General features: G+C 43.6%; 22 protein-coding genes. 2 read left to right on the top strand and 20 right to left on the bottom strand.

The window, feature by feature from the left end; all coding sequences use genetic code 11:
• Positions 1–49: 49 nt before the first annotated feature.
• The 17 genes from DXA18_RS11865 to DXA18_RS11785 all read right to left on the bottom strand — a co-directional run bounded on the left by DXA18_RS11865 (position 50) and on the right by DXA18_RS11785 (position 17,757).
• The gene (locus DXA18_RS11865; protein ID WP_118384073.1) at positions 50–820 is read right to left on the bottom strand and encodes a TIGR03915 family putative DNA repair protein; all 771 of its coding nucleotides are present in this window, start codon (positions 818–820) and stop codon (positions 50–52) included.
• Positions 798–2,126 (bottom strand): putative DNA modification/repair radical SAM protein, encoded by a 1,329-nt coding sequence (locus tag DXA18_RS11860; RefSeq protein WP_118384072.1) that lies wholly within the window; start codon positions 2,124–2,126, stop codon positions 798–800. Before DXA18_RS11860 ends, DXA18_RS11865 begins: the two co-directional genes overlap by 23 nt.
• A gap of 137 nt (positions 2,127–2,263) precedes the next feature.
• The gene (locus DXA18_RS11855) at positions 2,264–4,255 is read right to left on the bottom strand and encodes an ABC transporter permease (RefSeq protein ID WP_118384071.1); all 1,992 of its coding nucleotides are present in this window, start codon (positions 4,253–4,255) and stop codon (positions 2,264–2,266) included.
• Positions 4,255–5,016, bottom strand: coding sequence for an ABC transporter ATP-binding protein (locus tag DXA18_RS11850; RefSeq protein ID WP_118384070.1), 762 nt, complete (start codon positions 5,014–5,016; stop codon positions 4,255–4,257). The genes DXA18_RS11855 and DXA18_RS11850 overlap by 1 nt, the downstream gene beginning before the upstream one ends.
• A gap of 117 nt (positions 5,017–5,133) precedes the next feature.
• Positions 5,134–6,144 carry a sensor histidine kinase gene (locus DXA18_RS11845; RefSeq protein WP_243007122.1) on the bottom strand — a complete coding sequence of 337 codons (1,011 nt, stop codon included), beginning with the start codon at positions 6,142–6,144 and terminating at the stop codon, positions 5,134–5,136.
• The gene (locus DXA18_RS11840) at positions 6,144–6,833 is read right to left on the bottom strand and encodes a response regulator transcription factor (RefSeq protein WP_118384069.1); all 690 of its coding nucleotides are present in this window, start codon (positions 6,831–6,833) and stop codon (positions 6,144–6,146) included. The genes DXA18_RS11845 and DXA18_RS11840 overlap by 1 nt, the downstream gene beginning before the upstream one ends.
• Positions 6,834–6,978: 145 nt before the next feature.
• The gene (locus DXA18_RS11835; RefSeq protein ID WP_118384068.1) at positions 6,979–7,182 is read right to left on the bottom strand and encodes a sulfurtransferase TusA family protein; all 204 of its coding nucleotides are present in this window, start codon (positions 7,180–7,182) and stop codon (positions 6,979–6,981) included.
• 43 nt (positions 7,183–7,225) lie between these two features.
• A complete protein-coding gene (gene yedE / locus DXA18_RS11830; protein ID WP_118384067.1) occupies positions 7,226–8,335 on the bottom strand; it encodes a YedE family putative selenium transporter in 1,110 nt (369 codons plus the stop codon).
• A gap of 210 nt (positions 8,336–8,545) precedes the next feature.
• On the bottom strand, positions 8,546–9,376 hold the full coding sequence (locus tag DXA18_RS11825) for an Mrp/NBP35 family ATP-binding protein (RefSeq protein ID WP_118384066.1): 831 nt from the start codon (positions 9,374–9,376) through the stop codon (positions 8,546–8,548).
• 11 nt (positions 9,377–9,387) lie between these two features.
• Entirely contained in the window at positions 9,388–9,765 is a 378-nt protein-coding gene (locus DXA18_RS11820) for a RidA family protein (RefSeq protein WP_118384065.1), read from the bottom strand.
• A complete protein-coding gene (locus tag DXA18_RS11815; protein ID WP_118384064.1) occupies positions 9,762–10,718 on the bottom strand; it encodes an ornithine cyclodeaminase family protein in 957 nt (318 codons plus the stop codon). The genes DXA18_RS11820 and DXA18_RS11815 overlap by 4 nt, the downstream gene beginning before the upstream one ends.
• A 23-nt stretch (positions 10,719–10,741) precedes the next feature.
• On the bottom strand, positions 10,742–11,920 hold the full coding sequence (dnaJ, locus tag DXA18_RS11810) for a molecular chaperone DnaJ (RefSeq protein ID WP_118384063.1): 1,179 nt from the start codon (positions 11,918–11,920) through the stop codon (positions 10,742–10,744).
• Positions 11,921–12,055: 135 nt separating this feature from the next.
• Positions 12,056–13,939 (bottom strand): molecular chaperone DnaK, encoded by a 1,884-nt coding sequence (gene dnaK, locus DXA18_RS11805; protein ID WP_118384062.1) that lies wholly within the window; start codon positions 13,937–13,939, stop codon positions 12,056–12,058.
• 13 nt (positions 13,940–13,952) lie between these two features.
• On the bottom strand, positions 13,953–14,567 hold the full coding sequence (grpE, locus tag DXA18_RS11800) for a nucleotide exchange factor GrpE (RefSeq protein WP_118384107.1): 615 nt from the start codon (positions 14,565–14,567) through the stop codon (positions 13,953–13,955).
• Positions 14,568–14,635: 68 nt separating this feature from the next.
• Positions 14,636–15,679 carry a heat-inducible transcriptional repressor HrcA gene (gene hrcA / locus DXA18_RS11795; protein WP_118384061.1) on the bottom strand — a complete coding sequence of 348 codons (1,044 nt, stop codon included), beginning with the start codon at positions 15,677–15,679 and terminating at the stop codon, positions 14,636–14,638.
• Positions 15,680–15,777: 98 nt separating this feature from the next.
• Positions 15,778–17,094 (bottom strand): replication-associated recombination protein A, encoded by a 1,317-nt coding sequence (locus tag DXA18_RS11790; protein WP_118384060.1) that lies wholly within the window; start codon positions 17,092–17,094, stop codon positions 15,778–15,780.
• Between the two features lie 51 nt (positions 17,095–17,145).
• The gene (locus DXA18_RS11785; protein ID WP_243007121.1) at positions 17,146–17,757 is read right to left on the bottom strand and encodes a polysaccharide deacetylase family protein; all 612 of its coding nucleotides are present in this window, start codon (positions 17,755–17,757) and stop codon (positions 17,146–17,148) included.
• Positions 17,758–18,046: 289 nt separating this feature from the next.
• Here DXA18_RS11785 and DXA18_RS11780 point away from each other — a divergent pair, with 289 nt between their 5' ends.
• A complete protein-coding gene (locus DXA18_RS11780; protein WP_243007118.1) occupies positions 18,047–19,417 on the top strand; it encodes an MATE family efflux transporter in 1,371 nt (456 codons plus the stop codon).
• Between the two features lie 51 nt (positions 19,418–19,468).
• Here the strand turns inward: DXA18_RS11780 and DXA18_RS11775 are convergent, their stop codons facing one another.
• Complete coding sequence (locus tag DXA18_RS11775; RefSeq protein ID WP_118384059.1) at positions 19,469–20,068, bottom strand: flavin reductase family protein; 600 nt, start codon at positions 20,066–20,068, stop codon at positions 19,469–19,471.
• A 20-nt stretch (positions 20,069–20,088) separates the two neighbouring features.
• A complete protein-coding gene (locus DXA18_RS11770) occupies positions 20,089–21,738 on the bottom strand; it encodes a putative manganese-dependent inorganic diphosphatase (RefSeq protein ID WP_118384058.1) in 1,650 nt (549 codons plus the stop codon).
• A gap of 176 nt (positions 21,739–21,914) precedes the next feature.
• Here DXA18_RS11770 and DXA18_RS11765 point away from each other — a divergent pair, with 176 nt between their 5' ends.
• Positions 21,915–22,604, top strand: coding sequence for a S1 RNA-binding domain-containing protein (locus DXA18_RS11765; protein WP_118384057.1), 690 nt, complete (start codon positions 21,915–21,917; stop codon positions 22,602–22,604).
• Positions 22,605–22,693: 89 nt separating this feature from the next.
• On the opposite strand, the gene DXA18_RS16190 is transcribed toward DXA18_RS11765, so the two are convergent.
• The coding region (locus DXA18_RS16190) for a hypothetical protein (protein ID WP_243007117.1) at positions 22,694–23,776 on the bottom strand (1,083 nt) is incomplete at its 5' end.

Below are 23,776 nucleotides of genomic sequence, written 5' to 3'. Positions count from 1 at the left end.
CATCTTTCTTTCCGATTTGTTATGAACCATTGTACACTATATCGGATCGTTATTCAAATTCCACCAGATTCTTTCTGCACCATAACGGTAGATGTCCCATCTGACATCGTGGATTCTTTCTCTCCTTAATCGCGATCGCATCTGTAAATTCTTTCCACAATTCACTGAACTTCTCTTCCTTCGCTGAGTATGAGCTGAACCTGTCTTCATCCACATGCTCACCGGATACCAATATCCACTGTCTGCCAGCCTCATGCACCGCATATTCTTCATGAACTGCATCATGTATCATCCAGTTTTCAACCGACAACCGTTCTGCAAAATGTGGTGCCACACAGGAAAGCACTCTGCACTTAGGTTCAAATCTGGCATATAGGATTCCCTGTTCCAGTTCCCGGAAACGTATCAGTTCAATCCATCTGGTCGTCTCATTATTCACTGTTCTGCTAAGTTCAAAAGTCTGTTCCACCTGCGCATTCCCCAGGTGATCCATGATCCTTCTGCTGTCCGGAATCTCTCTGGCAGCAAGCATCGTCCCAAGGATCACATCTCCCCTGTCCGGATCATCAGAAAGAGCTGCCTGATAGATCAACTTATACGTATACCACCCCATATGGGATAAAATCATGCGTTCCACCGATAGTGCCTTCTTCTCATTCGATTCAACTTCTGTATATTCACAAAACAACTCCTGCTCCAGGTGCCCGCGAAAACGGATTCCACACTCTGCTCCATGGTCCGGCACAAGATACTTCCACGCATCGTAAAGCGCTGAAAAAAGTCCTGTCACTTCATTCTCACACACATAAATTCTTTTCATTCACACCACCGCCAAATCTCACATCATCAAACAACGATAACTGCCGATACGTCATGCCACGCACTTCCTGTGGCAGCCTTTCTCCTGTATCCAGCAGATTCCTTGCAATATAATCCTGCTCTAGCTTCACCGGATACATCGTACGCCCATTACAGGTCAGAAAATACATTGCCCGTTTCAACACCACTCCGATCTTCTTCAAATCCTGAAAATCCAATGTGCCAAGTCTTCTGGCACGGACGATCCGTCCTGCCGACCGGTAACCAAGTCCCGGCACCCGCAGAAGCATCTCATAGGACGCGCGGTTCACTTCCACCGGAAAATACTCCAGATGTCTGAGTGCCCAGTTACACTTCGGATCAAACAGCGGATTGAAATTAGGTTCCTCTTCTGTCAGCAGTTCTTTCGCCTCAAACTTATAATATCTGAGAAGCCAGTCCGCCTGATACAGGCGATGCTCTCTGAGAAGCGGTGGTCCCTGATCTGTTTTAGCCGGAAGTGCCTTATCCACATTCACTGACACAAATGCTGAATAAAACACCCGTTTCAGATCAAACCGCTGATATAACGTCTCTGCCACATGGAGCATCTGATAATCCGTCTCCGGCGTCGCTCCTACGATCATCTGTGTGCTCTGTCCTGCCGGCACAAAAGACGGTGCATGATGGTATACTTTTAATTCATAAGCATTCTGGCTTCTGCCATTCTGCACCAGCCGCATAGGCTTAAGAATCTTATCTCTGGTCTTATGCGGTGCCAGCGTTCTTAATCCTTCTGCCGTAGCAAGTTCCAAATTCACACTCATCCTGTCTGCCAGAAATCCCGCCCGCTGTATCAGTTCCTCACTGGCTCCGGGAATCGCCTTCACATGGATATAGCCCTGGAAGCGATATACTTTTCTCAGCTTCTCAAGTGCCGCACAGATCAATTCCATCGTATAGTCCGGACTCTTCAGTATCCCGGAGCTTAAAAATAATCCCTCAATATAATTCCTCCGATAAAATTCTATCGTAAGCTCACAGAGCTCATCTGGAGTAAAAGATGCCCTCGGAACATCATTACTTCTCCGGTTAATACAATACTTACAATCAAAGATACATTCATTGGTAAAAAGGATCTTAAGCAGAGAGATACATCTGCCGTCTGCCGCAAAACTGTGACAAATTCCCATCTGCACACAGCTTCCGATCCCTGTACCGTCATTCCCCCTGAATGTACCGCTAGAAGTACATGCCACATCATACTTGGCGGCATCCGTCAATATCCGCAGCTTCTCCATTACAGACATATTCTCTGAAATCTGCATCTTCGCTCCTCCTCTTTTTCTTCTTTCTGTATGCTTGTTTCATCCGTGCAAAAGCGAACGTATGTTTGATATTATTATACAAACACATGTTCGCTCCGTCAATACACAATTCTCATTTTCCTGGATCTTCCAGGTACTTATGCCCTCTTTACAATCCTGTAATATGCTTTCGCCGTCAGACTATAGATCAGTATATAAAGAACTGCAAATCCCAGATAAACACCGATCGTACCATTCCTATACAGTTCTGTATTCTTCATATTGAATGCTTTCAACAGGTTCTGAATCATTGGAAATGCCACTGCCATATGTACACCCGCTGCCACTAATGGCAGGAAGAACACCATCAGGATCTGGGAACGGATGACTTTCTTCACTTCCTGCTGAGACATACCTACCTTCTGCATAATCTCAAACTGTCTCCGGTCTTCATAGCCTTCCGAGACCTGCTTATAATAAATGATCAGCACCATCGCCATAACGAAAAGGGTTCCCAGGAACATGCCAAGCATAAACATGCCTCCATAAAGTCCAACAAAATCATTTCTGGACGTTTCTCTGCATTCGATATCTATACTGTCTGCGCCCTGATCCTGCGCCGCCTGCCACATATAATCCTTTAGCTTAAGTTGTGCATCTTTGTCCAGCGATACATCAAACCCATAATATTCATGTATTTTCATATCATATCTATATGCATCCTTGATCTGCTGATACAATGCATCAAACGTATCATCTGCAAGCACCACCGTAAAGGAATCCCGAATATTCGAATTCACCTGACCATTACCTTCGAAATGCCGAACCTTCCCTTTGACCTTATACACCTGATCCATCAGTTTCATATTCGAATATTTATATGAATTACGTCCTGTTCCCAGAAGCATTTCCTGTCCGGACAATTCTACTTTTTCCCCTGTCATTGCACAATACCCGGACAATGGCATTACCATCATAATCCTGAGATTGCCATTATCATTTAAATAATCAAACTTTGTCTGATCAAACAACACATGATCCTTCTGCAGACATCCAGTCACTGTATAATATCGATAATCCGTCGTATCCTTTTCCGCGATCTGATATGCTTCGCAATGTGTTTTAATTTTATCAAGAACTTCCTGATTCTTTTCCATATCAGATGTATCCATATATATTCCAAAATCATTCGGATGACGCGCCTGTACCATATCTTCCATTCCAATCATCAGACTTCCGGTAGACGACAACATAACTAATACCATCGTAGACAGGATACAAATACTCGCAAGACCCGCTGCATTCTGCTTCATCCGGTACATCATTCCTGAAACGCTGATGAAATGCTCCGGTTTATAGTAGAATCTGCGGTTTTTTCTGAGCATTTTAAGAATCACAATACTGCCTGCAATAAATAGAAGATAGGTTGCAAGAATAACCAGAATAACTGCTACAAAAAATAGCTTTATAGAATCTATGGTTCCTTTCGCTGACAATGCCAGATAGTATCCTTCAATTAATGCTGCAGCTCCCAGAATTGCCAGAATCCATTTACTCTTGGGCTCTCGTTCTCCTGCGCTGCTGCCACGTAGCAATTCAATCGGCTGAGAAATACGAATCTTCCTTCTGCTTTTCAGATAGATTAAGAAATGTATCACCGCAAATAAAAATGCGGTAACAAGTATTGCTTTACTTGAAATGAAAAAGCCAAATACATTTTTCTGTCCGATTATTTTACAGAGCATCAGAAACATAATCTTACTGAAAAGAACACCAAAAAGAATACCAAGCACTACACTTCCCGCTGCCACCATCATAGTTTCCAGAAAAAGCACATGTCCCAGATGCTGTTTTTCCATTCCAAGGATATTAAATATTCCAAATTCCCGCTGTCTCCGTTTCATCAGGAAGCCATTAGAATACATTAAAAACGCAAATACAAAGATACCTACAATCACGGTTCCATACCTCATGATCAGGCTCAGCGTCCCCCCTGCAAACATCTTTTTCACCGCAGGATCCAGGCTTAAAGACATCATCACATAGAACATAACTACCGACAGCACACAGGTAAATATATACGGAATATAAAGTTTACTGTTTTTTCGGATGTTATTTGCAGCCAGTCTCACATAAAATCCTTTTTTCATCACATCTCACCACCTGTCGCGAGCAATGTTAGTGTATTCGAAATCTTCTGATACATCTGCTCATCTGTACTGTCACCACGGTAGATCTGATGAAAAACTCTTCCATCCTTAATAAACAATACTCTTCCTGCTCTGCTGGCTGCTCTTGCGGAATGTGTCACCATAAGGATCGTCTGACCTTCTTCGTTCACTTCTCCAAACAGACGCAGAAGATCATCTGCTGATCTGGAGTCCAGAGCTCCGGTCGGTTCATCTGCAAGAATCAGTTTGGGATCTGTGATCAGCGCCCGTGCTACAGCCACACGCTGTTTCTGACCACCTGACACTTCATATGGATACTTATCCAACAGCTCTCGGATACCAAGCTTCTGCGCAATCGGAAGCAGGCGGCTGTTCATCTCCTTCACGCTTTTTCTGGATAATACCAACGGAAGAAAAATGTTATCCCTCAGGCTGAACGTATCGAGCAGATTAAAATCCTGAAATACAAAGCCAAGATTTTCTCTGCGGAACTTTGTAATCTCCTTGTCTCGGATCAGCCCTATATCTTTTCCATCCAGTTTCACTCTTCCACCTGTCGGGCGATCCAATGCTGCCAGAATATTCAGCAGCGTACTCTTACCAGATCCGGACTCTCCCATGATTGCCACGTATTCTCCTTCTTCTACCGAAAATGACACATCCGCCAGAGCCTGTACCTGATTGCCACCCAGACGAGTCGTATATACTTTTTTCAGACATGATACTTCTAAAATAGTCATTATCTATAACCTCCTTTTCTGTTCTGCTATCAGTATAGACCTGCCCTGCTCTGTCAGACATCGATTCCGGTGACAATATGACCATCTCATGTGACATTTTTGAAAGACGCTATCCGATCATTCAATATTAAACTGACGTTCTTTCAGATCCAATGTAAAACAGCTGCCAACTCCTGGCTTTGACTCAACTGCGATCCCGATATTCAGATGTTCGGCCGCTTTTCGGCAAAGATTCAGTCCCAGCCCTGTCGCCTTTTTATCATTTCTTCCATTATATCCGGTAAAACCTTTTTCAAATATTCTCGGCAGATCCTCTGGTGCAATGCCAATCCCTGTATCCTCCACCGACAGTTTTTTATCTTCTGTCACCCGGATCGTAATAGTTCCCGATGGTGTATATTTCACCGCATTGGAAATGATCTGCTCTAAAATAAATAACAGCCACTTTTCATCCGTCAATACTTTTACTTCTGTCGACTCGTACACCAGATGCAATTTTCTCCGAATAAACTGTGGTGCATACCTGCGGATTGCCTGTCGTATGATATCATCCAGATTATATTCTTTTATTACAAAATCCGACTCACTGCTTTCCAGACGAATGTAGGACAGTGCCATTTCCGCATATTGTTCAATCCGAAACAGCTCTGCCAAAAGTTCTCTGTTCTGTCTGGTATCTTCCTCCTGAAGAATCATCCGCATCACAGCGATCGGCGTCTTAATCTGATGTACCCAGATTGTATAATACTCTTTGCTCTCCTGCTCCTGATTCTCCAATTCCATAAGGTGTTCATAGCAACTCTTTCCAAGATCCATAACCATCTGCCGGTAATCTTTTTCTGCCAAGGTATCTGCCTCCGGCATATCCCGGTATGCATACTCAATTCCTGGTAGCAATTCCATTCTCTTCTGGTGCTTTCTGCAGAACTTCCAGAACCATAACACATTCATAACCAGAAGAAAGGTCACACCAAGTACCGTTCCATACGCCACCGCTTCCACCGGAACATTATACAGATAAAACACACTCCCATAGATTGCACCCAGCAATATAACCAGCCAGATTCCCCGCTTATGCTCGCGCATATACCATCTCAGCAGTTCTCCTATCCGTTCCTTTTTCATCATCACTCATGTTCCTCCGGCAATTCAATCAGATATCCGTGTCCCACTCTGGTCGTGATAAAATCTTTCAGTCCCGCCTGTTCTAATTTCTTACGAAGTCTGGTTACATTTACAGTCAAAGTATTCTCTTCTACATAACAGTCATCTTCCCAAAGCCTTGTCATAAGCGTATCTCTGCTGACAATCTTGCCTCGATTCTCCATCAAGGTCTTCAAAATACGAAATTCGTTCCGCGTCAGTTCAATCTTCTGATCATTCCAATTCAGCGTCGTATCATTCAGATTCAATACTGCTCCTCCGCATTCCAGCACCGGCACCTGATTACTTCTGTCATAGGTTCTTCGGAGTACCGCCTGGATCTTTGCGATCATCACATTCAGATCCACCGGCTTCGGAATAAAATCATCTGCCCCCATATTCATTGCCATAATAATATTCATATTATCAGATGCTGAAGAAATGAAAATTACCGGAATATTGGAAATCTTCCGTATCTCGCTACACCAGTGATAACCGTTAAAAAACGGAAGCATAATATCAATCAGCACCATGTGTGGATCATATTCTATAAATTCATGAATCACATTCTGAAAATCCGATACCAGACGCACTTCATTGCCCCATGATTCAATCTGTTTTTTCATGGCCTCTGCCATCGTAAAATCATCTTCTATAATCAGGATTCGATACATTTCCACATTCCTCCTTATCCGCATATTTTACCACAGGTTACAATACAATTCCTCCTGAAACCGCAAATGTAAGATAAATGTAAGGTCACACAGATAAGAAAGAAGCAGCCCTGTTTTTCCCAGAACTGCTCCATTTCATTATACCTTATTCAATTATAATCACAAAGTCTGTACCGTCTTCTGTAACCGATGTCTTCTTGCCACGATCCTTGGCGAGCTTCTCAACATTCGTCTTCTGATGTGGCTCGCTTACGAGTACCTTAACCGGTCCGTTTGCACTTGACAGCGCCTCTGCTGTCAGCATGATTGGCTCTGGGCAGGATAATCCTCTTGCATCTACTTCTACCATAATGGTTGCCTTCCTTTCATTCGGATTTTTATTCTATTGATACTTATTTGTTTGTGATTGCTGCAATTTTGCGTTTATTAGTAAATGCAATCACAAAGCATGCGATAATACAAATAATTACCGCCACCTTACCATTAGCTGTTACAGCTCCGGCAACAACTTTCTTAGTCTCAGGATTAATTGCTGTACCACTGGAAGCCAGTCCAAGGTTATGGCACAGTGCAGCACCTATGAACATTCCAAGCACAGTCACGGCCGAATCAGAAGATCCCTGCCCTGCAAGAATCAGCTGACGAAGTGGGCATCCACCGGCAAGTACTGCTGCAAAACCAACTACATACATACCAAGGATACTCCACAGATGATCTGAATGTGCAATCACTCCCGGAGTATCAAATCCAAGAACAAATCTGCCTGAAGCTACATTAAAAATCAACATTACTACAAAGAGACTTCCGATAATTGTCAAAAGATCAAAATTCTTCATAAGAATCACGTCACGGATACCGCCAGCAAAACACATTCTTGATTTCTGAGCAAATGCTCCAAACACAAGACCTCCGATTAATGAAGCGATGATTGGTGCATGCATACTTCCCGGTCCCGCTGTGCTGCTTTTCAGAAGGCTTGTGCACAGTGCGAGAATCAAAACTACAATCATTAAAATTGAAATCACTGATCCATTAGCCTGATTGGTCTCATGTGAACGTCCAAGTGTAGTACCTTTTTTCAACATCAATGTTCCTGTAGCAACACCAAGAATAAATCCGATCAATGCTACCCATGCATTCAGATCTCCTGCTGACATACGGATCACCATACGCAATGGGCATCCTAAGAATACAAGAGAACCGATCATAATCATCATACCAAGGATAAAACGAATCATCGGTGATGACCCTGCTGTTGAGCGATACTCCTTCGTTGCAACAGAGATAATAAAGGAACCCAGTACCAGTCCGATGATCTCTGGCCTCGCATACTGTACTGCTTCCGCCTGATGCATTCCCAGTGAACCAGCCATATCACGGACAAAGCAGGCAATACAGAATGCCATGTTTGCCGGGTTGCCGAGGAATGCAAGAACTGCAGCTACAACGCCACAGCCTGCGCCTGCCAGCGCAAGTTTTTTCTTTGAATCACATAAAGTCATTTTCGTACCCTCTCTTTCCTAAATTGACTTATATATAACATCTTAATTATCCTATATATCCTCGTGACTGTCTAATTGATAATATGTATAAGCAAGCCCACTTATAGTTTTAATCTATAATCATAGATATAAAGAAAGCAGCATGTACATCCTATACACACTGCTTCTATCATTCTAAATCTGTAATTATAGAATCTGCACATCCAGATATTATAATTTGTTCACTGCATCTGCAAGATACGGATTATCGCTCTCATAGAACTTCTCAGACTCTACCGCTTCCGCAAGTGCCGGATCGATCGGCATCTTGCCAATTACCGGAACCCCGAGTTCTTCCGCGATCTCATCAATATGACTTTCTCCGAACACGGAAATCTTCTTACCGCAATCCGGGCACTTCAGATAACTGTAATTCTCTACAATACCAAGTACCGGAATATTCATTGCATCCGCCATATTATATGCTTTCTTCACGATCATTCTAACCAGATCCTGTGGTGATGTGACAATCACTACGCCATCCACCGGAAGCGACTGAAATACTGTCAGCGGTACATCACCGGTTCCAGGCGGCATATCAATAAAGAGATAGTCCAGATCGCCCCACATGACATCTGTCCAGAACTGCTTCACAACACCTGCGATCACAGGTCCACGCCAGATAACAGGATCTTCTTCATGTTCCAGCAAAAGATTGACTGACATGATTCTGGTGCCATCTTTTGCCTCACACGGAAACATCCCTGCATCACTGCCTTTTGCAGATTCATGGATACCATACATCTTAGGGATAGATGGTCCTGTAATATCTGCATCCATAATACCTACAGAAAATCCCTGCTCACGCATCATACGTGCAAGTGATGCGGTTACCATAGACTTGCCGACACCACCCTTGCCACTGACTACAGCAATCACTTTATTAACATGAGAATATGGATTCGCCGGTTCGTGCAGATCTACCGGTTTCTTTCCACATGTAGCTCCCTGCGCACAGCTGGCGCAATCGGATGGTGTGCATCCATTCTGCTGTTCTGCCATGATAATTCCTCCTACTCTTCTACTGCTGCAATCAGTTCTACTTCACACAAAACTCCCTTTGGAAGAGTCTTTACTGCGACACAACTTCTTGCCGGTTTGGATGTAAAGTACTTACCATATACTTCATTAAATGCACCAAAGTCTCCCATATCAGCCAGGAAACAAGTGGTCTTAAGTACATGTGCAAAATCAGTTCCTGCTTCTTTCAGAACTTCACCCAGGTTCTTGCATACCTGCTCTGTCTGCTCTTCGATTGTCTTGGCTGTCACATCATTCACTGCCGGATCGATAGCAATCTGTCCTGCTGTATACAGTACGCCTCCATGTACGTATCCCTGAGAATATGGTCCTAATGCTTTTGGTGCTTTTTCTGTTGCTACTACTTTCATTGCTGTTTCTCCTTTGACTTTGCTAATAATTTCTGTGCTACACATATATCAAAGAGTGCCATTCCAACGGATTTGAAATACGTTGTACCTGCTGCAATCTCTTCTTCATCCGCTCCGGACTGCAGATAATTGCTCATGAGAACAGTTCTGTCTTCTGTCAGTCTTCCTTCCGCGATCGGCTGACTCAGATCTCCGCTTTCCTCACACGCATAAGGGAGCTCTATATACACTTTATCTGTCAGATCCCAGATCGCGTCTGGAATCTCACGCATCTCCGGTGTATAAGATCCGATTGCGATAATGCATTTGCCCCGCAGTAATTCTTTATCATTTGGAAGTACCGGAACCGCAGATGGTGTAGCGGTACAGATAATATCACTGTGTTTCACCAGTTCTTCTGTCTTCTTACACCATACCACTTTTGTATTCGGATTATCAATCGCTTTCTCCAATCTTGCAATAAAATCTGTAAGATCTCTGTCACTGTGATTGTAAATGTATACGGTATGGATATCTCTGGCTGCGCATGCATATAATGCCAGATGGAATCCCTGCACTCCTGCTCCTATGATGCCTACTGTATGACAATCCTTACGTGACAGATGACGGATACCCACACCGCCAACTGCACCTGTCCTCCAGGCAGTCACAGACTGTCCGTCAAGCAATGCTTCCGGAGCACCTGTCACAGCATTATTCAGCAGGATTACGCCATCAATAGACGGAAGTCCAAGCTTTGAATTCTCCGGAAATATCGTCAGAATCTTGGTGCCAATCACATCATCCGTATAACATGGCATATAAATCAACGACTTATTATCATGTTCAATCACCGGACGAGGCGGCATGAAGAATTGATTCTCTCCATACAAGCGATATGCCTCTTCAATCTGATCCATCATTTCATTTGGATCAATCAGCTTTTCTATTTCTTCTTTACTGAGTAAGATCATATATCCCCCTATGCACAAATCTGTTAATCTTCAAATGCTTCTTTTACTTTTTCTTTGAAACTTTTCTTCGCTTTGTGCTTCTTGTCATTCAGATCCTGATTCAGTGAATTACCGGACAGTTCATCAAACCTGCGCAGTGCCTCTTTCGCCTCTGCACTCAGCTTCTCCGGTGTCTGGATTACCAGCGTTACGTAGTGATCTCCACGGATCTGAGAATTACGTACAGACGGTACACCTTTGCCTTTTAATCGAATCTTCGTATCCGTTTTTGTGCCTGGCTTAACCGTATAAATAACATCCCCGTCTACCGTCTTAATCTTCACATCACCGCCAAGTGCTGCCTGTGCAAAGGAAATCGGTACGGTAGAGAAGATATGCATATCCTGTCTCTGGAAGATTGGATGTCTGGATACAGCCACCTCTACCAGCAGATCTCCTCTCGGTCCACCATTTACACCTGGTTCACCCTTTTCGCGAATACGTACACTCTGACCATTATCAATACCTGCAGGAATCGATACCGAAATCTTCTTTCTGCTGGATGTATATCCCGTACCTCCACAATCCGGACACTTCTCACGGATAATCTTACCGGTTCCGCCACAGTCCGGACAAGTCTGTACATTCTGTACCATACCAAACAATGACTGCTGTGTATAGACAACCTGACCTTTGCCGCCACATTTGCTACAGGTCTCTGGTGAAGTACCCGGCTTAGCTCCGGTACCATTACACTTGGTACAAGGATCTTTCAATACTACATCAATCTCTTTTTCACATCCAAACACAGCCTCTTCAAAGGTGATGCGCACTGCTTTACGAATGTTCATACCTTTCATTGGCCCCTGATTTGCACGACCGCCGCCTCTGCGGCTGCCGCCAAACAGATCTCCAAATATATCTCCGAATATATCGCTAAAATCAGCACCATTAAAATCAAATCCACCATATCCGCCGGCACCACCTGCGCCGCCTTCAAATGCCGCATGACCGAACTGATCATACTGTCTTCTCTTCTCTGGGTCACTAAGTACAGCATATGCCTCCGAAGCTTCTTTGAACTTCTTCTCAGCTTCCTTGTCTCCCGGATTCATATCCGGATGGTATTTCTTAGCAACCTTTCTGTATGCTTTCTTCAGAGTTGCATCATCAACATCCTTGCTGACTCCAAGCACCTCATAATAGTCGCGTTTCTCCGCCATAACCACTTCTCCTTAATTCAAAACATGCAGTTTTTACATAAATATTTTTATACAAAGAAATCTGCCAGACCGGTTTCGTCACCTCCACCGGTCCAGCAGAACCACCTTAGTACCAGTTCCCTGGTCACTCAAGGATTATACCTCTTTATAATCTCCGTCTACAACGTCATCTCCGTCAAATCCTTCCGGAGCAGGTCCCGGATTCGGACCTGCGCCTGCTCCTGCTCCTGGGTTAGGACCTGCGCCCTGTGCACCCTGTGACTGCTCATATACCTTAGCAAACAGCTTCTGTGCACTCTGCATCAGTTTCTCTTTGCCAGCGTTGATCTCTGCAACCTGTGCATCGGAGATATCATCCATATTTACTTTCTCAAGAAGCTCTTTCAGTGCTTTGCAATCTGCCTCAACAGCAGCCTTGTCTGCTGCATCGATCTTGTCGCCAACTTCATCCATAGCTTTCTCTGTCTGGAATACCATAGCGTCTGCATCATTCTTAGCATCGATTGCTTCTTTACGTTTCTTGTCCTGAGCTTCGAACTCTGCTGCTTCCTTTACAGCCTTATCGATCTCATCATCAGACATATTAGAACCAGCTGTGATTGTAATATGCTGTTCCTTACCTGTTCCAAGATCCTTAGCGGATACATTTACAATACCGTTGGCATCGATATCAAATGTAACTTCGATCTGTGGTACACCACGTCTTGCCGGCGGAATACCATCCAGACGGAACTGTCCAAGGGATTTGTTATCTCTTGCGAACTGTCTCTCGCCCTGTACTACGTTGATATCTACAGCTGTCTGATTATCAGCTGCTGTAGAGAAGATCTGGCTCTTCTTAGTAGGAATTGTAGTATTTCTCTCGATCAGTCTTGTAGCCACACCGCCCATTGTCTCGATAGACAGTGAAAGTGGAGTAACATCAAGAAGAAGGATATCACCTGCGCCGGCATCTCCTGCAAGCTTACCACCCTGTACGGAAGCACCAAGTGCTACACACTCATCAGGATTCAGGGATTTGCTAGGCTCTTTGCCTGTCATCTGTCTTACTTTGTCCTGTACAGCCGGGATACGTGTAGATCCACCAACCAGCAGTACCTGACCAAGTTCAGAAGCCGTGATACCAGCATCTGCCAGAGCTCTTGTTACAGGCTCAGCTGTCTTCTCTACCAGATCGTGAGTTAATTCATCGAATTTAGCTCTTGTAAGGTTCATATCAAAATGCTTCGGTCCTTCACTTGTTGCAGTGATGAATGGAAGGTTGATATTCGTTGTTGTTGCAGAAGAAAGTTCTTTCTTAGCTTTCTCAGCTGCTTCTTTCAGTCTCTGCAGTGCCATCTTATCTGTAGAAAGATCTACGCCTTCCTGTTTCTTGAACTCAGAAAGCATATAATCTGTAATCTTCTGGTCAAAGTCATCTCCACCAAGTCTGTTGTTACCAGCTGTAGACAGTACTTCGATAACGCCGTCACCGATCTCGATCACGGATACATCGAATGTACCACCACCAAGGTCATATACCATGATCTTCTGCTCTCTCTCATTGTCAAGACCATAAGCAAGTGCTGCTGCTGTAGGCTCATTGATAATACGTTTTACATCAAGTCCTGCGATCTTACCTGCATCCTTAGTAGCCTGACGCTGAGCATCGTTGAAATAAGCAGGAACAGTGATAACTGCCTCTGTAACCTTTTCACCAAGGTATCCTTCTGCATCAGCTTTCAGCTTCTGAAGGATCATTGCTGAAATCTCCTGTGGAGAATATTTCTTGTCATCAATCGTTACTTTATAATCTGTACCCATCTCTCTCTTGATAGAAGAGATTGTCTTCTCTGCATTAGTTACTGCCTGACGCTTTGCAGGCTCACCTACCAGACGCTCGCCTGTCTTTGTAAATGCTACAACAGATGGTGTCGTTCTTGCTCCTTCTGTATTAGCGATAACGGTCGGCTGACCACCTTCCATAACAGCTACACAACTGTTTGTTGTACCTAAATCAATACCAATAATTTTTCCCATGTCTATTTCCTCCTTAATTTGCAACCTTTACCATACTGTGTCTCACTACGGAGTCACGATACATATAACCCTTCTGGAATTCTTCGGTGATCGTATTCTCACCGGCTTCTTCATTCTCCTCATGCATCACTGCATTGTGGAAATCCGGGTTAAATTCCTGACCAACTGCTTCGATCGGTTTCACACCGATACCATCCAGGGTGGTCATCAACTGTTTGTAAATCTTATCCATTCCCTGAACAAATGGATCTTCTTTGTCATCCTCTGCCACTGCTGCAAGACCTCTTTCGAAGTTATCAACAACCGGGAGGATCTTCTCTATGATATCTTTCGCACCAATCTCGTACATCTGGGACTTTTCCTTTTCTGTACGCTTACGAAAGTTATCAAACTCTGCCATCTGACGAGTGAGTCTGTCTGTCAGCTCTTCAATCTTCTCGTCCTTTTTGTCTTTTTTCTTCTTACCGAAAAGCTTTCCCTTCTTTCCTTCTGAAGCTTCTTCCTTATCGGCTTCTGCCTGTTTCGCTGCTTCCTCTGAACTTTCCTGTTCTTCGGCTTCAGCCTCAGGCTTCTCAGCTTCTGCTTCCGAAGCAGCCTTCTTAGCTTCTTCTACAGCTTCCTTTACCATCTCTTCCTGAGTCTTTTCTGTATGATTAATATCTTTTTCTTTCTCCAATGGTATACCACCTTTCTCTTCTATTCTGATTTATGGAAAATCGCATCCAATTCGCTCTGCAGCTTCTTCAGCGATTTTAATACATGTTCATAATCCATACGCTTTGGTCCGATGATACCAATCGTACCTTTCATTCCTTCTCCCAGCTCGTATGTAGCTGTCACAACACTGCAGTCCTTCATTGTCTGTACAGGCGTCTCATCACCGATGTATACCTGAATACCTGTGTTGTCTTCCTGTGCCAGTGTCTGTGTCACCAATTCGGATAACTGCTGCTTCTCTTCAAAAGCACTGATGATCTCCTGCGCGCTCTGTTTATCGGATAACTCCGGATAACGGAAAATGTTGGTCGCGCCGCTGGTGTAAATATGCATACCGTCATCTACCTGAATGGCATCTGCGACTGCATCCAACACATCACTGACTACTGCGCTGTGAATACCTGCCTGCTCCTTCAGTCTGGCGATCAGTCCAAGATTAATCTCTTCAATAGACATACCATTCAGACTCGTATTAAGAAGCATGTTAAGCTTCAGCAGGTTCTCATTACTGAGCTGCTCATCCATGGTAATGATCTTGTTCTTGATCACGTTACCTCCCAGTACAATAACTGCAAGTAACTGTTCTTCATCCACATTGGATAACTGAATGAACTTAATCTTATTCGCATTATTCACTGGTGCGGAAACCATCGTCGCATAATTCGTGTTATTCGCCAGAACCTTTGCTGCCTGACTCAATAACTGATCCATCTTGTCGGCTTTCTCAAGCATCTGCTCCTGCATATCGTTGAGCTCCTGCTCTTTCTCTTCCATCAGCATATCCACATATAAACGGTATCCTTTATCTGATGGAATCCTTCCGGCAGATGTGTGTGGCTGCAGGATGTAACCCAGTTCTTCCAGGTCGGCCATCTCATTACGAATGGTCGCTGAGCTCAAGTTCAGATCCGAATACTTGGAAATCGTTCTGGAACCTACCGGCTCACCTGTCTCCAGATATGTCTGGATAATCGCATGCAATATCGTAAGCTTTCTTTCGCTTAACTCTTCTCTTGCCTGCATCTGGCTTCCTCCTTTCAGCTTATTAGCACTCGCTTCTTTCGAGTGCTAATCTTTACAGTTATTAATCTATCACCAGGTGTTTCATTTGTCAACACCGTTTATACATTTTTTAGAAAATTCATCCATTCTTTGATATCTTTCTCATGTCCGTTATCACTTGGATGGTAAAATTTCTCATCCTTGATCTCATCCGGAAGATATTGCTGTTCCACATAATGATTCGGATAATCATGTGCGTATTTATAACCGATGCCCCGTCCCATATTAGCCGCACCGCCGTAATGGGCGTCCTGGAGATATGACGGCACTGTGGTCTTCATTTTCTTAACATTATCCATTGCCTCAAAAATCGCATTGACCGCAGAATTGCTCTTTGGTGCAGTTGCCACGTAGATTGCTGCCTGAGACAAAATGATCTGTGCCTCAGGCATACCGATCCGCTCAATTGCCTGTGATGCCGAGACTGCCACAGTGAGCGCCATCGGATCTGCATTACCCACATCTTCTGCCGCACAGATCATAATACGTCTGGCAATAAACTTAATATCCTCGCCGGCATAAAGCATCTTAGCAAGATAATATACTGCCGCATCCGGATCTGAGCCACGCATGCTTTTGATAAATGCAGAAATGGTATCGTAATGATTGTCTCCGGTTTTATCATAATTCATGACTCGTTTCTGAATACATTCAGCAGCCACATCGATTGTAATATGGATCTTGTCATCCGTGCTCCGTTCCGTAGTAAGGATTCCAAGCTCTACCGCATTCAGTGCACTTCTCGCATCACCGCCTGCCACATCTGCCAGAAAATCGAGTGCCTCTTCATCGATCACTGCGCCGTAGCTTCCCATACCTTTTTCGACATCATATACCGCACGCTCCAAAAGCTTTTTAATATCTTCCTTACTCAGCGGTTTCAGTTCAAAGATACTGGATCTGGAAATCAACGCACTGTTCACCTCAAAATACGGATTCTCAGTCGTTGCTCCGATCAGTATGATCGTACCGTCCTCCACAAACGGAAGCAGATAATCCTGTTGCCCTTTGTTAAAGCGGTGAATCTCATCTACGAAAAGGATCGTCTTCTTCTGATACATTCCTTTCAGATCCTGCGCTTTCTTTATTACATCCTCCATGTCCTTTTTACCTGCAACCGTGGCATTGATCTGCCTAAATTCCGCGCTGGTCGTATGTGCGATCACTTTAGCAAGCGTCGTCTTACCAGTTCCCGGCGGTCCATAGAAGATAATGGAGCTCAGCTTGTCCGCCTTAATAGCCCGATATAAAAGCTTATCCTTTCCTATAATATGCTGCTGTCCTACCACCTCTTCCAGCGTCGTCGGGCGAAGCCGTGACGCCAGCGGTGCTTCCTTCTCCAGATTCTTTTCTCTTACATATTCAAATAAATCCATCTCAAATCTGTCCTTTCAACTCTCTTTTGTATTCTTAACCTTTTCATTTCATCAGTTCAATAGTAATTCATCTACCGTTACAAACACAAAGCCTTCCTCCTGAAGAATATCTACGATCCGGAGGCCGGCTTCTACCGAACTTTTATAACAGTCATGCAATAGAATAATATCATTTTCTTCTGCCTCCGTCACTACTTTATTTACGATCTCATCTTGATTCTCCGTCGTCCAGTCCAGTGGATCAATGGTCCAAAGCACAGGAAGCATCTCGATCTCCTGTTCTAGTTTTCGCTGCCATGCACCAAACGGCGGACGCATATACTCCGGCTCTTTTCCTGTGATCCTGACAATTACAGCACTGGTATCTGCAAGTTCCAATCGTGCTTCATTTTCCGATACCTTTGTAAGTTCCACATGATGATAAGTATGATTGCCGATCAGATGTCCCTCCTCGGCCATGCGTTTCACAATCTCCGGATTTTTATCTGCATTTTCTCCTATTAAAAAGAAGGTTGCTTTCACCCCCCTCTCTTTCAGCCCATCCAACAGAACTGGGGTCCACGCAGCGCTTGGACCATCGTCAAATGTAAGCGCAATCTTTGGTGCTTCAACAGGCGTCGCTGATGCGCTGACATAGCCACATGCATCTCGCACATCCTCCATTTTTACTGCATTATAGTCATATTCCAACCATGTTAATAATCCGCCAATCAACAGTAAACAGGCGTAACACGCCATCAGCACACCATCTTTTTTTCCATTCATTCTCATAATCTGTTTCCATACCTCACACATTTTCCTTATTTATCATATGAAAATGCCAAATAGGGTATGTTGCACATTGCATTATATATATGAAAATGTTATAATTGCCGCTGTACGCTTTGTTACAGACCGGATAACCCCGGTAAAATATTCACATATTTTTATAGTTAAGAAAGGAAGAGTACTCGTGAGTCAGACAGTACAAACAGAAAACAAAATGGGCATCATGCCTATTCCCAAACTACTTATTTCTATGTCCCTGCCGATGATGATCTCCATGCTCGTGCAGGCTCTGTATAACATTGTAGACAGCATGTTCGTTGCCAAGTTGTGTGAAGAAGCTCTTACAGCTGTATCACTGGCATTTCCGATCCAGACTCTGATGATCTCAGTGGCATCCGGAACCGGAGTCGGTATCAATGCATTGCTGTCAAGGAACTTAGGCGAGAAGAATTTCAAGGGCGCCAACCGCGCTGCCCGCAACGGTATCTTTCTCGGCATCATAAGCTGTATCGTATTCGCTGTGATCGGCATTACCTGTTCGCATGCATTCTTCTCAGCGCAGACCAGCGACCCGCTGATCGTCAAATACGGTACACAGTACATGACTATCATCTGTGTCATGTCTGTCGGTATCTTCATGCAGATTACATTTGAGAGACTGCTGCAGTCCACAGGCAAGACCATTTACAACATGATCACTCAGGGACTCGGCGCGATCATTAATATTATTCTGGATCCGATTCTGATCTTCGGACTGTTCGGTCTGCCCAGACTGGAAGTTGCCGGAGCTGCAATTGCCACTATAATCGGTCAGGTCATCGCTGTTCTTCTCTCTTTCTACTTCAATATAAAGAAGAACCGCGAAATCAGCATTAACATGAGAAGCTTCCGTCCTTGTAAGCAGACCATATCAGCCATTTACCGCGTCGGCGTACCATCAATCATCATGCAGTCGATCGGATCTATCACCACATTTGGTATGAATAAGATCCTGCTGATGTTCTCTTCTACTGCCGCAACCGTATATGGTGTATATTTCAAACTGCAGAGCTTTATCTTCATGCCGGTATTCGGTATGAATAATGGAATGATCCCGATCATCGCATACAATTACGGTGCCGGACATAAAAAACGTATTACCGACACAATCCGCATGAGTATCCTGATCGCGATTGGGATTATGGTAATCGGTCTGATCATTTTCCAGACCATTCCAGGCTTCCTGATGAAAGCGCTGTTCAATGCTTCCGAACATATGCTGTCCATTGGAGAACCGGCACTGCGGATTATTTCTCTCAGTTTCCTGTTCGCTGGATTCTGTATTGTAGCCGGATCTGTATTCCAGGCACTGGGAAATGGCGTCTACAGCTTGCTCGTATCTGCTGCCAGACAGTTATTCGTCATCCTTCCGGTCGCATTTATCTTTGCTAAGCTGTTCGGATTACATATGGTATGGTGGGCTATCCCGATTGCAGAGATCGTTTCCGTAATCCTGTCTGCACTGCTGTTAAAGCGAATCTACCGAATAAAGGTAAAGCCTTTGGAGAACCGATAATACAAGATAAAAAGACGTTTGCATGAACGATAGTCACGCAAACGTCTTTTATTATTTTTTCTTCTTTTTATTCTTAGTATTCTTTTTATTTTTATGCACGCTGTAACCAAATGTGCCGATTGGTTTCCCAGTCTCCAGATAAGTACCATGAGAATATGCAACCAGTCCTGTCTTATTCAGTTCAAACTTGCCAGTCTCTGTCATATATGCCTGATCCACATGCACTGCCTGCACTTCCGCCAGAAACATATGATGACTTCCAAGTTCTTTGATCTCTGTCACCTTACACTCGATATTCACCGGACTCTCCTTAATCATCGGTGCATATGCAAGCTTCTCTGCTTTCTCCGGTGTCAGTTTCATCTCTTTCCACTTATCTACATCCCTGCCAGACTTCACGCCGCACCAGTCTGTCGCATAGACCAGATCCTTCGTCGTAAGGTTCACCACAAATTCACCCGTCTCTTTGATCATATGATAGGTGTATCGTTCCGGTCTGACGGAAATATATAACATCGCCGGATTCGTGCACACAGTTCCGGTCCATGCTATCGTAATAATATTCTGATTGCCTTCTTTGTCTGCCGCACTAACCATAACGGCCGGCAAAGGGTAAATCATGTTACCTGCTTTCCATGTTTCTTTCGTCATCCTGCTCTCCCAATGTTGTCTTAATGCTGCAATGTAGACATCAAAAGCGGTACGACCTGCTTCTTTCTGGACACCACTTTCTTAAGTATGATCTCTTCTGAATCCTCCGGAAGGTCAAAAGCTTCGATCACTATCTGCTTTGCATTCTGTCCACAGCACAGAATCTCAGAAGATTCTGTCATAATATTAGTCAGCATAAAGAATATCATATCTACACGATTGTCTCTCAATGCTTTCTGCAGATAATCCTTCAGCATCTCCTTCATCTTCTTAATCTCTTCTGCATCCATAGAATTAATCTGACCAACGCCAAACTGCATATCTCCTACACGGAACTGTTTGAAATCTCTGTAGAAGAGTTCTTTCGGAGTCTTTCCTTCCAGATTGCTTCCTGCCTTAAACATCGCTGCCGACAGTTCTTCCATATTAACATCTGCGATCCGAGCCAGATGCTCTGCGGTAGAGATATCGATTGCTGTACAAGTCGGAGAACGGAACATCAATGTATCGGAAATAATCGCTGAACACAGAATACCTGCATACTGTGGTGTAATCTCTACTCCATGCTCCTGATACATCTGATAAACAATCGTAGCCGTGCATCCTACTGGCTGATTCCGGAAATATACTGGACCTGCAGTCTCAATATTCCCCAATCTGTGGTGATCGATGATCTCCATAATCTCTGCTTCTTCCAGTCCATCTACTGCCTGCGATCTCTCATTATGATCTACGAGGATCACCTGCTTCTTACTTACATTCATGACACGACGTCTGGATACGAATCCTTGCAGCTTGCCCTGCTTATTCAGAATTGGGAACTCTCGGAATGTACGCTTCGTGATTACTTCACGAATATCATCAATATAATCATCTATGTAGAACTTACACAGTTGATCCTTCGGTGTCATAAAATGCTTCACCGGAATACTCTGATTGATCAATCTCGCTACATTGAATGTGTCATACGGTGTCTGGATGATCACAATTCCCTGTGACTCTGCTCTCCGTACCAATACCTCTGATACCACTGCATTCTGGCACACGATGATACAATTGACATTAATATCAATCGCACAGGAATGTGATTCATAACGGTTCCCCAAGATTACCAAATCGTCCGGTGCGATAAATTCTGTCATCAGATCCGGACTGGAAGCTCCAATGGATACCTTACCTTTTGTAAAATATTTTTCCGGATCTCCCGTGATCAGTGTTCCGTCCAAGGTGTCAATGATATTACTATACTGTGTCTTAGCCCCTGCCAGGATCGTATTATCATAAATATCCATATAAGAGCTTGCGATATCTCCTGCTGTGATAATACCAAGCAGCTCATCGTTCTCTAAAATCGGCAGTGTCTTCATCTTCTGCTTCTTCAGCAGTTCCCATGCACGCTTAATTGATACATTCGGTCCACAGCCCTCAATCTTATTGATCTCTGCATCCTGCAGCTGTAGCTTAACGTCTGGTAAAAGCTTAGGTGCCCGCATCTGAAAACGCTTCAGTACATACTGTGTCTCCTCGTTAATCTGTCCTGCTCTTCTGGCAGAATACCTCTCTCCGGTAATCTCTTTCTTCAGATGTGCATAAGCAATTGCTGAACATATAGAATCTGTGTCCGGATTCTTATGTCCAATTACATATGTTTGTTTTGTTTTGTTATTCATACATACATCTCCCTGGAATATATTCCTCTATTATCTAGATTGCCATTTTTTTTAGCTTTCGTCAACCGCATTTTCACATATCTTCGTATTTTCTTTTGAACTGTAGTTATCTCTATGATATAATATTACTAATTGATTGAGAAAGCTGCTACGCAGTGAGGAAAGGACAGAACATTATGAGCGAAGAAATTATGCAGAACGAAGCAACACAGGCCGAAAGTATGGCTGACTATGAGGCACACTTTGACGATGCCAATCCATGGAACGTAGTCAAAGGTTATATGGACAACAAGACCCGCCTTCATATTAAGATCGAAGGTATTGTAAATGGCGGTGCAATTGCCATGGTCGAAGGGCTGCGCGGATTCATCCCTGCTTCCAGAATGTCCCTCTCTTACATTGAGAATCTGGAAGATTATCTTCTGAAAGAATTAGATGTCATCGTTATTGATGTAAATGAAGCAGAGAACCGTCTGGTACTCTCAGCCCGCGAGATTCTGAAGGAAGAAGAACAGAAAGAGCGTGAAGCGCAGATCGCTGCTATTCAGACAGGAAGCGTTATGTCAGGTGTCGTAGAAAGCATTCAGAACTACGGTGCATTCATCCGTCTGGAAAATGGTCTGTCCGGTCTGGTACACATCTCCCAGATCAGCAGCAAACGCGTCAAATCTGTCGGCGACGTACTGAAGAAAGGTGACGAGGTTCAGGTTAAAGTCATCGGCGTCAAAGATGGCAAGATCAGTCTCAGCATGAAAGCACTGGAAGAAAAACCGGAGGAAGAAGAGATTGTAGAAAAGGTAGAGATCCCGAAAGCAGAAGAGATTGGAACAAGCCTTGGATCACTGTTCAAGAATATCAAGCTGTAAGACTGTTTCAATTTTTGTGCATATAAAACATGTCATGAATGATTAAGGACAGAACCTGAGAGAGATTTTCAGAGCTCTGTCCTTTACTTTTATTTTTGATCTACAAACACTGATATTTTTATCTCCAACTCATCTCTCGTGTAGACAATGCCATGGATATATCTTCCATCATCAGTCACTCTGCTGATTATATTATCATAGCAAGTCCTGCCCTGATACTGATACTGTTTAACCAACTGTGCACGGTCTACATCTTTTGTGTTTAATTTTCTCACTGGAAAATACACATATACTTTTGCAGATCCCGTCTCAACATCATACGCGTCAGCCACCTGTTTCGCATCAATAAAACCATTTCCGTTCCAGTTATCCGGTGAATCCAACACAGACTTTTCAAGATCAACTCGTTCTTCAGGCTTCTCGGTAATTAAAATGATATCATCCTGAATTTTCTTCTCACATTTCATATAACTATCTTCGCCCGCATTTACAACGCGATACCCATTCACCAGATACAGCTGATCTTCAATACCATTCTCAATCGGCCATCCAGTCAGATTATAATATGGCTGGCAGACTGACTGATACGCTTCCTGACTCTCATAATCTACCAGCAACATGGTATCCACACCAGTCTTCCAGCTCACTTCCGATACAGGAATCTGATCCACCGGATGATTCACATAGGATATAACTGCTCTAGAAGATTCATTTTGCAGAATTTCTGCTAAATTCTCTCCGTCATAAAATGTATGAATCATTCCATTCTTTTCTTCATTTGTCGATCCATATTCTCCATAACTCACATATACACCATCTGCATGAAATCCCGTAATTTCATACAGCTCCTGTTTCAATGCTGTGGCAATCTTTTTAAGCTGATAATTGTCAATTCCATCCGTATTCGTATTCTCTCCGGAAATAACAACCGAGAAATCTTCTCCATGATAATTCATTTTCACAAACACATTTCCAGTCGGTGAAGGCGAAAAATCTGGCACCGGACCAGAATTGTATGTCTCACAGGTCAGTTTCTTAATCGCTGCGTCAAATCCATACTTCTCTTTTATATAAATTATATATGTCTTTTTGACTATCTTTTTATATCTTCTTAAATGTCCGCAAAGCCTTATTTTATAGGCTCTACGGGCATTTTGCTTTTGTGGTAAACC

Source organism: Dorea sp. AM58-8 (genome assembly GCF_003464045.1).
In the GTDB taxonomy this organism is placed as follows: domain Bacteria; phylum Bacillota; class Clostridia; order Lachnospirales; family Lachnospiraceae; genus Claveliimonas; species Claveliimonas ammoniilytica.
This window is presented reverse-complemented; position numbering and strand designations above follow the sequence as displayed.